Annotated in this window: 8 protein-coding genes and 1 CRISPR repeat array; of the genes, 3 read left to right on the top strand and 5 right to left on the bottom strand. The window is 41.6% G+C overall.

The genetic code is table 11. From position 1 onward, the window contains the following. Positions 1 to 2: 2 nt before the first annotated feature. The gene (locus tag BUC01_RS03965; RefSeq protein ID WP_025835495.1) at positions 3 to 1,436 is read right to left on the bottom strand and encodes a sialate O-acetylesterase; all 1,434 of its coding nucleotides are present in this window, start codon (positions 1,434 to 1,436) and stop codon (positions 3 to 5) included. Positions 1,437 to 1,448: 12 nt separating this feature from the next. Beyond that, positions 1,449 to 4,721, bottom strand: coding sequence for a glycosyl hydrolase (locus BUC01_RS03960; protein WP_073312780.1), 3,273 nt, complete (start codon positions 4,719 to 4,721; stop codon positions 1,449 to 1,451). A 723-nt stretch (positions 4,722 to 5,444) separates the two neighbouring features. On the opposite strand from BUC01_RS03960, the gene BUC01_RS03955 reads away from it, so the two are divergent. Beyond that, the gene (locus BUC01_RS03955; RefSeq protein WP_073312779.1) at positions 5,445 to 7,865 is read left to right on the top strand and encodes a sensor histidine kinase; all 2,421 of its coding nucleotides are present in this window, start codon (positions 5,445 to 5,447) and stop codon (positions 7,863 to 7,865) included. 50 nt (positions 7,866 to 7,915) lie between these two features. Beyond that, entirely contained in the window at positions 7,916 to 9,118 is a 1,203-nt protein-coding gene (locus BUC01_RS03950; protein WP_034524753.1) for an MFS transporter, read from the top strand. 73 nt (positions 9,119 to 9,191) lie between these two features. Here the strand turns inward: BUC01_RS03950 and BUC01_RS25045 are convergent, their stop codons facing one another. Continuing rightward, entirely contained in the window at positions 9,192 to 9,374 is a 183-nt protein-coding gene (locus tag BUC01_RS25045) for a hypothetical protein (protein WP_139261795.1), read from the bottom strand. Positions 9,375 to 9,508: 134 nt separating this feature from the next. Between BUC01_RS25045 and BUC01_RS03940 the strand changes: the two genes are divergently transcribed. Then, positions 9,509 to 10,003 carry a GNAT family N-acetyltransferase gene (locus tag BUC01_RS03940; protein WP_025836149.1) on the top strand — a complete coding sequence of 165 codons (495 nt, stop codon included), beginning with the start codon at positions 9,509 to 9,511 and terminating at the stop codon, positions 10,001 to 10,003. A 196-nt stretch (positions 10,004 to 10,199) separates the two neighbouring features. Continuing rightward, positions 10,200 to 12,238: direct repeats of the CRISPR family, unit length 47 nt; unit sequence GTTGTGATTTGCTTTCATTTTAGTATCTTTGAACCATTAGAAACAGC. Between the two features lie 107 nt (positions 12,239 to 12,345). On the opposite strand, the gene cas2 is transcribed toward BUC01_RS03940, so the two are convergent. Further along, the gene (cas2, locus tag BUC01_RS03935) at positions 12,346 to 12,678 is read right to left on the bottom strand and encodes a CRISPR-associated endonuclease Cas2 (protein ID WP_073312777.1); all 333 of its coding nucleotides are present in this window, start codon (positions 12,676 to 12,678) and stop codon (positions 12,346 to 12,348) included. Continuing rightward, positions 12,678 to 13,607, bottom strand: coding sequence for a type II CRISPR-associated endonuclease Cas1 (gene cas1 / locus BUC01_RS03930; protein WP_025835156.1), 930 nt, complete (start codon positions 13,605 to 13,607; stop codon positions 12,678 to 12,680). Before cas1 ends, cas2 begins: the two co-directional genes overlap by 1 nt. Positions 13,608 to 13,632: the final 25 nt, after the last annotated feature.

Genomic DNA, 13,632 nt, shown 5'->3' with positions numbered 1-13,632 from the left:
TGTCACCAATCATCCGAACGGAAAGAACCTAACGGTAATCCTTCACAGTACACATCTCCTTCCACATAATTCTCAAATCCATACCGGACAGCCACCGGATGCGGCACCTTGTCGCTTTTCACAAGCATCTTACTCCGTTCAATCCATGCTTTAGCCGGATAGAAAACCCTGTCTTCACCCGCAACCTGGAAATTCTTCGATTCGAAACAATTCTTGCCACTGATCCACATGCCTGCACGCTCAAAGCTGACAATCACTGTATCATTTTTGATTTCAATACTCTTATAATAAGGGCTTTCACCATTCACACCTTTTATTCCGTATGTTTTTGTCAGGGCAAGAAGTGCCAGACGTTCACCGGCAAGACGTTTTTTTGCAGGATGAATGCCCTTCTCCATCCCGGCATCCAGCAATACGGCCATGCCACTATTCGGAACGCGGTGTTCCACCTTTGCCTGTGCTTCCCGCAGATAAGCCGAATTTATCACTTCTTTACCTTTTTCTGTGATAATCCCATAATCGTATGGGGCAATTTGGCAATAGTAGAAAGGGAAATCTCCCTGTTTCCATTCCGCACGCCATCCGTTAATCAAGGTAGTAAACATATCTGCGTAAGTGTGGGCACGATTATAGTTATCTTCACCCTGATACCAGATAACTCCTTTCATCGTCATACCAATCAGTGGATGCAACATACCATTGTAAAGCACGGTCGGAGTACGGTTCTTCGATTTGATGTCTGTCTCCGACCGGGGTATTTTTGCCTCCGGAAAGGCTTTCAACCAATCAGCCGTCATCCATGCCTCACAGGCAGAACCTCCCCAGGCGGCAACTACCAACCCTACGGGAACATCCAATATTTCATTGACTAATTTTCCAAAATAATAAGCGGTCGCACTAAAGCCACGCACACTCAAGGGAGCTGCTTCCTCCCATGAACCGACAACGTCATTCTGTGGTGTAAAGGCGGAAGTACGTTTCACCGTAAATAAACGGATATTTGAATTTTTGCTGTGAAGAATATCCATATTGGCATTCTCCACCGGTTGATTTTTAAAACCTTTCATTGGCATCTCCATATTACTTTGACCGGAACAAAGCCATAATTCACCTATCAGAATATTATTCAGTGTTCGAGGAGTTCCATCGTCAAAAGTCAGCGTATAAGGACCACCGGCCACGGGGGTAGACACTGCCAGTTTCCACGCGCCACTTTTATCAGCGGTTACTGAATATTGCTTTCCATTCCAGCCGGTAGTTACCGTCACCGTTTTATTCGGAGTTGCCGTACCCCAAAGATTAGCCTGGGTCTGTTGCTGCATCACCATGCCATCCGAGAATATTGCCGGTAACTTTACTTCGGCCCATGCCGGCAAACAGGCGACTACTAATAAAGCCGCTAATACTACGCCTGTCTTAATCATAAAATTTTTCATTGCCATATATTTTTATTCTTTTGTAAAACTCAAAGGTCCCAGCAAACCCGCCGGAAGCAATGTTTTCTCCTGTCTCCTGTATTTAGCATTCGTCCAGATGCCGTCAAACGGCATTTTCCCTTCATCAGCTCCTTTAAGGGCATTTGCCCAGGTATTCGTCACCTCGATTTCAAGAACATTTGTTCCTTTCTTCAAAGCCGGTGTTATATCAGCACGGAAAGGAGCTGTCCAAACAGTCCCGCAATCCACACCATTCACACGGACAGTTGCCAGATTACATACCTCTCCTAAATTCAAATAGATACGCTGCCCGTCCTTCTGTTTACCCTTCCAGCGAAAGGTTGCCTGATAAATAGCTGTTCCCGAATAATAACGAATCTTCCCATCCTCCTCTTTGCTCCAGTCGAAAAGATTCTTTCGGGTAACCGTATGGCCGTTTGTCGTGAAGGTCACGGTATATTCTTCCGTTTCGAAGGCTATATCCTGAGATTCCTCCACAGAACTATTTCCTTCCGACGCTTTTGGCAAATGATTCTCATTACTATCCACCGGGAAAACAACAAATACAGACTCATCGGGTGCCAATGTCAAAGTAACTTCCGTACGGTTGGCATTCTGTTCATAACCGGGTGCAGCATTTATTTCACCGGTCACCGGATTCCAACATTCCGGCTTTCTTCCACTGATACGCATGCTGGCCGTAAACGTACGTGTTTCTTCTCTCTGATTGGCTATAAAGTAAATGTCTCCCAATTCACCACAACGGTGTGTCCAGGCAATGTCTTCTAGCACAATCAAATCACGTTCCAAACCGTATGCAGAGAAATCATCTTCCATGTAAGGGAGGGAAGGGATCAATACGCCTGCCTCTTTCAGTTCGTTAATCCTCTTCTGCACTTCCGGAGATAAGTCTACCGGACCGGGATTCATCGGACGTGAGAGTGGCAATATCAGCACTTTATAGCTGGCTCCGCCCGGCAATGTCATCCTGCCATTCTCCGTTTTGGCCAGTCGCAACAATGCATCTTTATTAAAACTGTCGTAAGCATAGCCACGAAGCGGATTCACCCACTTCTCCGGGTCAGCCATATTGGCGGAATGTGTGACTCCCACAGGACGCACCCGCAACGGTTGCCCTTCATTGGCCAACCGGATACGTTCACTCTCCACTCTTTCCTTACCAAAAATTCCGGGTAAAGAAGGGACTAACCGTTCCGGAAGTATGGAACGTCTTGGAACTTCCTCTCCGGTGAAGACCGCAATATCCGTTACCGGATGCCCGTACTGCAATAACGCCTGACAACGGGCTGCATACTCTGAAAGTGCTTTTGCACCCTTATTCCACCAGGTCTGATCGCGCTGAAAGAAAAGCCCGATACCATCCAATGTCATACCCGGTTTACGATTCAACCACGGATTATGAACGTATACATGATAGAAAAGACGATTGATGCCTAATGCGTAATTCCGGTCAAGCAATGCTTTCAGCATACCGGGATGTTCATCCCAAGTGCCACGCACTTCCGTAAAGCCCTCTGCCTGAATTATATTTTTACCATATATATGCGCTCCGCTGACAGCATCGAGCATATCATTCAGTTTGTCGTGAGTCGGGCTGTTCAGCCAGAATTCCCCCATAGGAAGGTCTACTTTTTGATAATGCAGCAACCCGTCACTCACCATAGTAGGTGCCACACATTCAGCAGAAAAACGGCAATCATATTCTTTAGCGCAATCAGCCAACACCTGATAGAAAACATCTACTACCAATTCTGATATAGTCGTGCGAACATCACGCAATACCTTCTCGCTATGCCGGGCACTTTCCATAGGAATACCTGCCAATAATGGCAAATAGGGCATTAAATCATAGCCACGGCGTTTACGGAACTCGGCAGCAAAATTATCGCTCCAATTCTGGCTGCCACACTCCCAGCTATCTACATGCATATATTTCAATACACGACGTGCCACTTCCGGCTCGGTCTTCACAAAAGCTTGCGCAAACCAGTTATCAAACTGTTTACGGACTGTCTTCGCGCTAAACTTGTCACATTCCAGTCCTTTCCCGCCTCCACCGGTTGCATTGGTATGTCCTGTAGCAGTATGTCCCATACGGAGCAATTTCCACTTTCCTTCAGGAAGAACAGTTGTCAACGCACCATATCTATATTGATCTGTCAGATTGATAACCTGTGAAAGGGAATAGCAATCATCCTTGCTCACTTCATCTTCTCCGGTATCGGGAGCAACACGCCAGACTAATCCGGCTTTTCCTTCCCACTGGTTCAGACGGGCTTCCCGATGCAGGCGCAATCGCTTAATCTTCAAATTCGGCTTCCACTTGGCAGCATCCATGTCTTCACTACCCGGTTCGCTCCCCTCAGGTGTCCAGTAAAAGCGGAAATAGCGGGCAGTCGTCGCAGGAATAGTATGAGTGGAATTCTCATCCGTATTCTGCCATCCCTGACGGGCAGGTGCCAATTGCTTTACCAGACGATAATTCACACCGTCTTCACTTGCCATCACTTTCAGCCGGTGTGCCTGATAGTTGTTGCCGTTTAATACCACCTCAATGTTACGGCAAGTGAAAGGACGTTCATATTCATACTGAATATAGCACGGATACGAAGAGCGAATAACTCCGGCAGCATCCACATTCACTACTTTTTTAGAATCAAGATTTTTTCCGACAGCTATATTGATACAAGTGACCTTGGCAGGCATTTCATCTGCCGCATCTTCTACCGGCAAGGCAAACAGAGATATATCTTTATAAAAGCCTTTATATGCTTCAGGCTGTGGCAGATGCAATGCTTTGAGCTTTCCGCCATCAACTATCGTATCACTCCACACTACTTTCTGCATGGACTCTTCAGGAGTAATCCAGGGACCGCCTGCCAATGCAAAACCATCACAGATATGCATGCCCAGTTTTAATCCTAAACGGTCGGCTTCCTTCATACTGAAACGTATCAACTCCCACCATTCCGGCGTTAATTGCTGCGCTTTTCCTGCATATTGCGCTCCTTCTTCAAGTCCTTTAATAGGCATCAGATAAGTACCTCCCAGCCCGGCTTGCTTCATAGCTTCCAAATCGGCAGTAATCCCTTCTTTTGATACGGCGCCAAACATCCAGTACCAGAAAGTCCAGGGTTTCGCTTCGTCCGACGGGTGAAGAAACTGCTCATGAAGTGAACGCATCTGTTGGGCACAGACAGGACATACAGTAATCCATGCTATCAGGGATAATGCAATAATTCGGTATTCTAATCGGTTTTTCATTCCAAGTCTATATGTTTACTCTAAGAAAGAGACGAAAAACAAAGTGTTTTGTACTCATTATTCTCTTTCTCTTTTTAATATAGCTACTTATCACACAGAGGCCAATGAAAGCAATACTTAATTACGGTACAGTTATGGGATCAAGTTTGAACGAAAGCGAGATATTGCCAATAGCATAAACAACTAATCCCAAGCCTGCGATGAACGATTTCAGCACAGAGGATGCAGAGGGTATAATTATCTCTGAATTAGAAGTATAAAAGCTCTGTGTCCTCTGTGGTGAAAAGAATCATAAGCGAAAAGGAAGGAATAAATTATTTCTATTTGCTTCGTATTCAGAAGATGATTCCTGTATGCCTTTCTTTTTTCGCCGCTTGGCTGACAAGACTTGTTTTGTTAGGCATTCTTTCTTCGTTCCACTATAGTTATCCTTGCGTTCCACTATAGTTATCCGCAAGGAGCACTATAGTTACCCTTGCGGACCACTATAGTGGAACGAATAAAAAGTAGGCAATGAAGAAGATCTGATTAGGCAATGGGAGAAGTCCGGACAGCATCTTGACGGAGAATCAGATGCGGTGCCTTGTACTCTTGATTTTGATTCAAGCCCACAGATTTCTTATTATTTCTCAAAAGGAAAGGCAAAACCCTCATATTTTAAAAGTTATCTTTATATTTGCCCATTCGTTCTTTAATAAAAACAGAAAACAGGAGTGGAAATATATGGGAAAGCAGCCTAACTTTGACTGTGACAAATATCACCAAATTGCGCAAATGGCCCAAATGGGATGGTGGGAATCGGACCTGAAAAATCGTCAGTATATCTGTTCAGACTTTATCGTAGACTTACTTGGACTTGAAAGTAACCGGATCAGCTTTAACGATTTTCACGGAAGAATAAGGGAAGACCATCGGAAACGCCTCAAAAACGAATTCTTTTCACTCACAAATATAGAGACTTACGAGCAGATGTTTCCCATCAAAGCAAAAGATGGAGAAATATGGGTGTATTCCAAAATCAGCTATAAGCAGCCGGATGAAGAAGGGCACAGAAATATCATAGGATATTTGCAGTGCATAGACAATCACCCCGAACAGCTGAATAAAAACGTGAACATCCTGCAAGTAAACAGCTTGCTTTATCAACAAAACAATATTTCCCATTCACTGCTCGCTTTCTTGCAGTCGGATGACATCACAGAGATTATCAACAAAATTTTGGATGATCTTCTTAGACAAATCAAAGGAGACCGCACCTATATATTCGAAATAGACCGGAAAAACAAGGTGCAAAGCTGCATCTATGAAGCAACAGCAGAAGGAATATCTGAAGAGCTGAACTTCTTGCAGAATGTGGCCTGGGACGATTCCCTTTGGTGGGACCGACAAATTTCAGAAAAGAAATCAATCATCCTGAATACGCTGAATAATATGCCCGCTGAAGCGCAGGTTTATCGGGATACATTGGAAGCACAAGACATTAAATCGGTAATGGTGGTGCCACTTCTATCCAAAGACCAAGTATGGGGATATATGGGCATAGATATGGTGAGAACACATCGCAATTGGAGCAATGTTGACCATCAGTGGTTTTCCTCTTTAGGAAACATCATCAGTATCTGCCTCCAGTTGCGTAAAGCGGAAATCCAGGCCAATAAAGACCGTCAGGCACTGGACCACAGCGAAAAGATTCTTCGCAATATTTATAAGAATTTGCCGGTAGGCATCGAACTCTACGACAAAGATGGATATCTGGTAGATATGAATGATAAAGAAATCGAGATATTCGGCCTGAATGATAAGAATGAGGTGTTGGGAGTCTCCTTATTTGATAATCCTAATATTCCGAAAGATGTAAAAGAGAAATTAAAAGCCAGGGAAAATGTAGACTTCTCAATCAATTATGATTTCTCCAAGATTGATAAATATGTGAAAAGCCACAGAAGAGATATCATTAACCTGACCACGAGGGTAACCCCTCTTTATGACTCTCAAAATCAATTTATCAACTACCTCTTTATTAATATAGATACAACAGAGACAACAACTGCATATAGCAAAATACAGGAATTTGAAGATTTATTCCTTTTAATTGGCGACTATGCCAAGGTGGGCTTTGCGCACTTCAATATAATGACCCGAGATGGTTATGCGCAAGATACATGGTACCGCAACTTAGGGGAAAAAGAAAATACTCCCATGCCGCAGGTTATCGGTGTCTATTCGCATGTACATCCGGAAGACCGGGCGGTGTTGATGAACTTTGTACGCGGAGTGAAGGAAGGGAAAAACACCAGCCTCAGCAAAGAAGTGCGTGTAAATAAAGGAAATGGAAAATATTCGTGGACCAGTATAAATGTAATGGTCAGGGATTATCGCCCACAGGATGGAATCATTGAAATGCTGTGTATCAATTACGATATTACGCCTCTGAAAGAAACAGAACAGAAACTAATCATTGCCCGTGATAAAGCAGAGGAATTGGACCGCTTGAAATCTGCCTTTCTGGCTAATATGAGCCATGAGATACGCACTCCACTCAATTCTATTGTTGGCTTTTCCAGCCTTCTGGCAGAAACGGATGACAGGGAGGAACGCCAGGAATACATAAAAATTGTAGAGGCAAACAATGAACTGCTTTTACAACTGATATCGGATATCTTGGATCTTTCAAAGATAGAAGCTGAAACCTTCGACTTTGTTTATACGGATGTGGATGTAAACGATTGTTGTAGGGAAATCATAAAATCCATGCAGATGAAAGTGAAAGGAGATGTTGAGCTGGCTTTTGAGAAGTATTTGCCCGAATGTCACATCCATACGGACAAAAACCGGTTTACACAAGTCATCACCAACTTCATAAACAACGCACTGAAGTTTACGAAACAAGGCAGCATCTCTTTAGGATACGAACAAACGTCGCCTCAGGAGATAAAATTCTATGTGCGCGACACGGGTCTCGGAATTCCCAAAGAAAATCTGGATAACATATTCGAGCGTTTTGTGAAACTGAATACCTTTGCGCAAGGCACGGGACTCGGACTTTCCATCTGCAAAAACATTGTCACACAGATGGGAGGAAAAATAGGTGTGGAATCGACCGAAGGGGAAGGTTCATGCTTCTGGTTTACACATCCGTATTAATCATTTTATTTTGTATCTTTGCGCCCAATTTACACTAAAGCGCAACAATCATGCAAAAGAATACACAACGTCCGGTCAGTTCTATTGCTTATCCTATATTGATAGCATTAAGTATTTCACATTGTCTGAACGACCTGTTGCAATCGGTGATTACCGCCACTTATCCGCTTTTTAAGGAAGACTTGACACTGAGCTTCGCACAAATCGGATTAATAACACTGGTTTATCAAATGTCTGCATCCGTCTTTCAGCCGGTATTCGGGTTATTCTTCGATAAACGTCCGTTTGCGTGGACGCTGCCGATGGGGATGTTATTCACCATGGCAGGATTGTTGAACCTGGCATTTGCCAACAACCTTTATTGGGTGTTGTTTTCCGTATTCATCATAGGTATAGGGTCATCGGTACTTCATCCGGAGGCATCACGCATCACGTCCCTTGCTTCCGGAGGCAGAAGAGGACTGGCACAATCACTGTTCCAGGTTGGCGGAAACCTGGGAGGATCACTCGGCCCGCTATTGGTGGCGCTGATAGTTGCGCCTTACAGCAGGCATAACATTGCGCTGTTCGCCATTTTATCCGTAATAGCAATCGTAGTGATGATTCCCGTCGGCAAGTGGTATAAAGGTTATATAACCCGGCTGAAGCGTGACCACATCGCTCTCCAGCCACACATGCAGATGCCTTTGCCGATGGATAAGACGGTTTTGTCCATCTCTATACTGCTCATACTGATCTTCTCGAAGTATATTTATATGGCAAGCCTCAGCAGCTATTATACTTTCTATCTGATTCATAAATTCGGGGTAAGCGTACAGGATTCACAGCTCTATCTCTTCGTATTCCTTGTGGCGACAGCTATCGGGACGTTGCTGGGTGGCCCTATCGGTGACCGTGTCGGACGGAAATATGTCATCTGGGGGTCTATCCTCGGAGCGGCACCATTCAGTTTGCTGATGCCTCATGTGGGATTGGTTGCAACAATCATATTGAGTTTCTGTGTCGGGCTGACGCTTTCATCTGCTTTCCCCGCCATCTTATTATATGCACAAGAATTACTACCCAACAAGCTGGGATTGATTTCCGGATTATTCTTCGGATTCGCTTTCGGAGTAGCGGGTATCGCCTCTGCTGTATTGGGTAATATGGCGGACAAATTCGGCATTGAAGCAGTTTATAATGTCTGCGCTTATATGCCTTTGCTGGGGTTGGTGACTTGGTTCTTGCCTAATTTGAAAAAGAAAGGGAAATAATTATATATTCACATAAGTAATAAATCAAAATTAGTTTGATATATAAATGATAATTTACCAGCGTAGCGCTGGATCAAGGTTTCCTTTCGGCATACTCATTGACGTGATAGTACCTGGTAGGCTGAAAGCCTTTTATCTTATAGCCCAGGGCAACGCCCTGGGGGATTGCCATGTGTTTCTCTTTGCACCCTGTAAGGGCATTACAGCACACATGGGCTTTTGCCCTTACAGGGCGTAAGATTGTGGGAGCATCCATTACCCAGGGTGTTACCCTGGGCTGTAAGATAAAAGCCTTACAGGCTTAGGAAATGCACGCTGGTAAATTATCATTTATCAAAATAATCATGTACTTTTGTATTCCGGAATAAGCAACTTAACAGGTTTACATATATGATACAAATTCGTCCCAGCCAGTTTTCAGACTTAGACCGCCTGATGGAGATATTCGATTATGCCCGCAACTTTATGGCATCTGTAGGAAACGGTAACCAGTGGATCAACGGCTACCCACAGCGTGAACTGATTGCCAAAGAAATCACCGACGGACATTGCTATGTATGTGAAGATGAATATAAAAAAATCGTCGGAACATTCTGTTTTGTTCCGAGTCCCGATCCGTTTTATGCTCTTATCGAAGACGGAGCTTGGTTGAATGATGAGCCCTATTACGTCATCCACCGCATTGCCTCTGATGGAAGTTATAAAGGTATCGGTGATATTTGTTTAAATTGGTGCGCCAAGCAATATCCCAGTTTACGTGCGGATACACATAAAGACAATATTATCATGCAAAACTTGCTCATGCGGAACGGGTTTGTCCGTTGCGGAGTTGTGTATGTATCTAACGGGACAGCAAGAATCGCATACCAAAAAACAATCAGATAACTTTTAAGGAAAAATCAAGTAAAAGACGAAGAACAAATTAAATATGATCTTTCATCTGAGCTTTCGCCCCTAAAATTATTTATTTCAAGTAATGATAACAGAATATAATACAAAAACCAGCTTAGAATATAATATACCCTATGTTCTCATAACTTACAAAAAGTTTTACCAATCCTCACTATAATCGCTCATTTAGTCTTTTATTTGCTTCTGTTTTAGTATCTTTGAACCATTAGAAACAGCAGTTGTTGTAAGTTTCTGTACCTTTAGTAGTTGTGATTTGCTTTCATTTTAGTATCTTTGAACCATTAGAAACAGCAATCCGGTCATTTGATCCGTGTATCTGCCTGTTGTGATTTGCTTTCATTTTAGTATCTTTGAACCATTAGAAACAGCACAGCCTCCTTAGCGTCATTCGTACGGGTAGTTGTGATTTGCTTTCATTTTAGTATCTTTGAACCATTAGAAACAGCGAGATTGCAAAATTTATGCGAGAGAATAAGTTGTGATTTGCTTTCATTTTAGTATCTTTGAACCATTAGAAACAGCGCTACAATCATCATTTTGCTATTCATATAAGTTGTGATTTGCTTTCATTTTAGTATCTTTGAACCATTAGAAACAGCAGAAACTGAATAAGTATGTTTATGACCACGTTGTGATTTGCTTTCATTTTAGTATCTTTGAACCATTAGAAACAGCCTATGGGCATGACGAGTTTCAGCCACTGTGTTGTGATTTGCTTTCATTTTAGTATCTTTGAACCATTAGAAACAGCTGCGGTAGACAATAGTCTTGCTTCCCTTATGTTGTGATTTGCTTTCATTTTAGTATCTTTGAACCATTAGAAACAGCGACTGATACGTTGGCGGATGCGTTGTCGTTGTTGTGATTTGCTTTCATTTTAGTATCTTTGAACCATTAGAAACAGCCGCACTTGACCCGCCTAAACTACACTCACAGTTGTGATTTGCTTTCATTTTAGTATCTTTGAACCATTAGAAACAGCTGCATCTTGAGCTTACGCTTGTAGACCTTCGTTGTGATTTGCTTTCATTTTAGTATCTTTGAACCATTAGAAACAGCCTTCCAAGCAAATCAAGCAAATATTGAGCTGTTGTGATTTGCTTTCATTTTAGTATCTTTGAACCATTAGAAACAGCTAATGCGTATTATTTGCGATTTGTCGTTTAGTTGTGATTTGCTTTCATTTTAGTATCTTTGAACCATTAGAAACAGCTAATAATAGGGGGAATATAATAATTCTTAGTTGTGATTTGCTTTCATTTTAGTATCTTTGAACCATTAGAAACAGCGTTTTTACTCGGCAATATAATTGCTTCTTAGTTGTGATTTGCTTTCATTTTAGTATCTTTGAACCATTAGAAACAGCTATTTAACATATTCTAGTGGAGTAAATACGTTGTGATTTGCTTTCATTTTAGTATCTTTGAACCATTAGAAACAGCATGGACAGGTAACAATGTTGCCAAAATACTGTTGTGATTTGCTTTCATTTTAGTATCTTTGAACCATTAGAAACAGCGCCAAGAAGGATGAAGTATTATGGAACATGTTGTGATTTGCTTTCATTTTAGTATCTTTGAACCATTAGAAACAGCTCAAAGAACAAGAGGTTGATGTAGCATATGTTGTGATTTGCTTTCATTTTAGTATCTTTGAACCATTAGAAACAGCGAAAAAATAGGACTCGCGTCATGGTCTCTGTTGTGATTTGCTTTCATTTTAGTATCTTTGAACCATTAGAAACAGCTATATCAAGTAAATAAGGTGGCGCTTTTTAGTTGTGATTTGCTTTCATTTTAGTATCTTTGAACCATTAGAAACAGCAGAGATACAAAAAGACATATCATTAACAATGTTGTGATTTGCTTTCATTTTAGTATCTTTGAACCATTAGAAACAGCCATCAGACAACAGACTTGGACAGAGATAGCGTTGTGATTTGCTTTCATTTTAGTATCTTTGAACCATTAGAAACAGCACTCGCGGCATGGGCTCTTGAAACCATAGGTTGTGATTTGCTTTCATTTTAGTATCTTTGAACCATTAGAAACAGCTATAGGACTACAACTGCAACAGATTCAGTCGTTGTGATTTGCTTTCATTTTAGTATCTTTGAACCATTAGAAACAGCAGGCATGGCTCTGCAATACGGATATAATGAGTTGTGATTTGCTTTCATTTTAGTATCTTTGAACCATTAGAAACAGCAGATTCCCTATTACAATCTAATAATCAATCCATTACATTGCAAATTAGAATTATAAAAAACAAGCTGTTTTCAACTAAAAATCCCGCTAATTGGCGGGATTTTAATTTTAAAACAACTCTAATTGTTGTCCTGGCGCACCCGCATCCTGAGCCTTTTTTCCATTAAAAAGTTCAATATTGCCAAATTGTTTATCTGTAATACACATGATTCCTATCTGCCCAAACTCTGGCAAAAAAGATTTAACTCTTTTTATATGTACATCCGCATTTTCACTACTTGCGCAGTGACGTACATAAATAGAAAATTGGAACATAGTAAAACCATCCTTTTGCAGATTTTTTCTAAAATCGGCATATGCCTTCCTATCCTTTTTAGTATCAGTAGGCATGTCAAACAATACTAATACCCACATAATGCGATATTCACTAAAGCGTTCCATCACATCTCAGGATATGATAGTCTGCGTAACTCACCGCTAAAGCATTTGTAAAGAGAGGCAGTTGTTTGCCCCACCGCTATCATCAAAGGACTACGCTTGCCCGAAATGACAACATCCAATGTTGGAATTGACAAAAGTCGCCCTTTTATCTCTTTTGTCAATACCTCATAACCTATCCCACTCTTCACAATACCATAAACCAAGTCATCCACATACGGCCGGTAAGGTTCCATTATATCATCAGCCAAACAATAAGCATTATACCGATTGTGATGATGAATACCCAATGTAGGCAGAAGTCCACTCACCACCAACCCACGCGCCACAACAGCTCGTAATATAGCATATCCATAATTCAATAAATTATTAGGTGGAATACCTTCTCTATCTCTTGTAAAGCCCTCTATTTCAAATAAATTTTTCCAATAATAAGCTGCGGCACGAGCTTCCAAGTTATCTGGGTCTCCACTCTTCACATCGGCCGCCCATATCCTCATACACTTTATCTCTTCACCCGAACATCTCTGCAATACAGCAGCTTGATTCTCTATTTTCTGCTTGACAGTCTGTTGCCATAATTGTTTTGTTAATGGAAGTGAAGCATTCAATTGCTGCCGAAAACGCTCATTTTGAGTTGTATTACCATACAAAGGAAGCATTAAACCAACAGGCATACTTTTACTATCACAAGTAATAATAGCACAATTATTTTCAAGCAGAGCCTCTAATACTCCCGAAGTAACAGTTATCTGTTTATTATCCAACACCACTACACCAATATCTTCTATTGGCTTAGTCACTTCTGACTTCTGTTTGAATCCTTCTGGTAAAATTCCATTCTTTACCACTTCCGGTAATTTTATCACTAACTGCGCATTTTTTAAAGATAAATAAACCGGATTTCCAAAATAAAATGTCTTTTTAATCATAGTATTTCTATTTTAATGATTACCA

Origin of the sequence: Bacteroides stercorirosoris (genome assembly GCF_900142015.1) — a bacterium.
Taxonomy (GTDB): Bacteria; Bacteroidota; Bacteroidia; order Bacteroidales; family Bacteroidaceae; genus Bacteroides; species Bacteroides stercorirosoris.
The sequence above is the reverse complement of the archived record's forward strand: the minus strand, read 5'-3'. Positions and strand labels throughout refer to the sequence as shown.

What these genes read in the sequence shown, in the direction of transcription:
- BUC01_RS03965 (WP_025835495.1), bottom strand. Translation starts at nt 1,436, where the DNA reads ATGAAAAATTTTATGATTAAGACAGGCGTAGTATTAGCGGCTTTATTA.
- BUC01_RS03960 (WP_073312780.1), bottom strand. Translation starts at nt 4,721, where the DNA reads ATGAAAAACCGATTAGAATACCGAATTATTGCATTATCCCTGATAGCA.
- BUC01_RS03955 (WP_073312779.1), top strand. Translation starts at nt 5,445, where the DNA reads ATGGGAAAGCAGCCTAACTTTGACTGTGACAAATATCACCAAATTGCG.
- BUC01_RS03950 (WP_034524753.1), top strand. Translation starts at nt 7,916, where the DNA reads ATGCAAAAGAATACACAACGTCCGGTCAGTTCTATTGCTTATCCTATA.
- BUC01_RS25045 (WP_139261795.1), bottom strand. Translation starts at nt 9,374, where the DNA reads ATGGATGCTCCCACAATCTTACGCCCTGTAAGGGCAAAAGCCCATGTG.
- BUC01_RS03940 (WP_025836149.1), top strand. Translation starts at nt 9,509, where the DNA reads ATGATACAAATTCGTCCCAGCCAGTTTTCAGACTTAGACCGCCTGATG.
- cas2 (WP_073312777.1), bottom strand. Translation starts at nt 12,678, where the DNA reads ATGGAACGCTTTAGTGAATATCGCATTATGTGGGTATTAGTATTGTTT.
- cas1 (WP_025835156.1), bottom strand. Translation starts at nt 13,607, where the DNA reads ATGATTAAAAAGACATTTTATTTTGGAAATCCGGTTTATTTATCTTTA.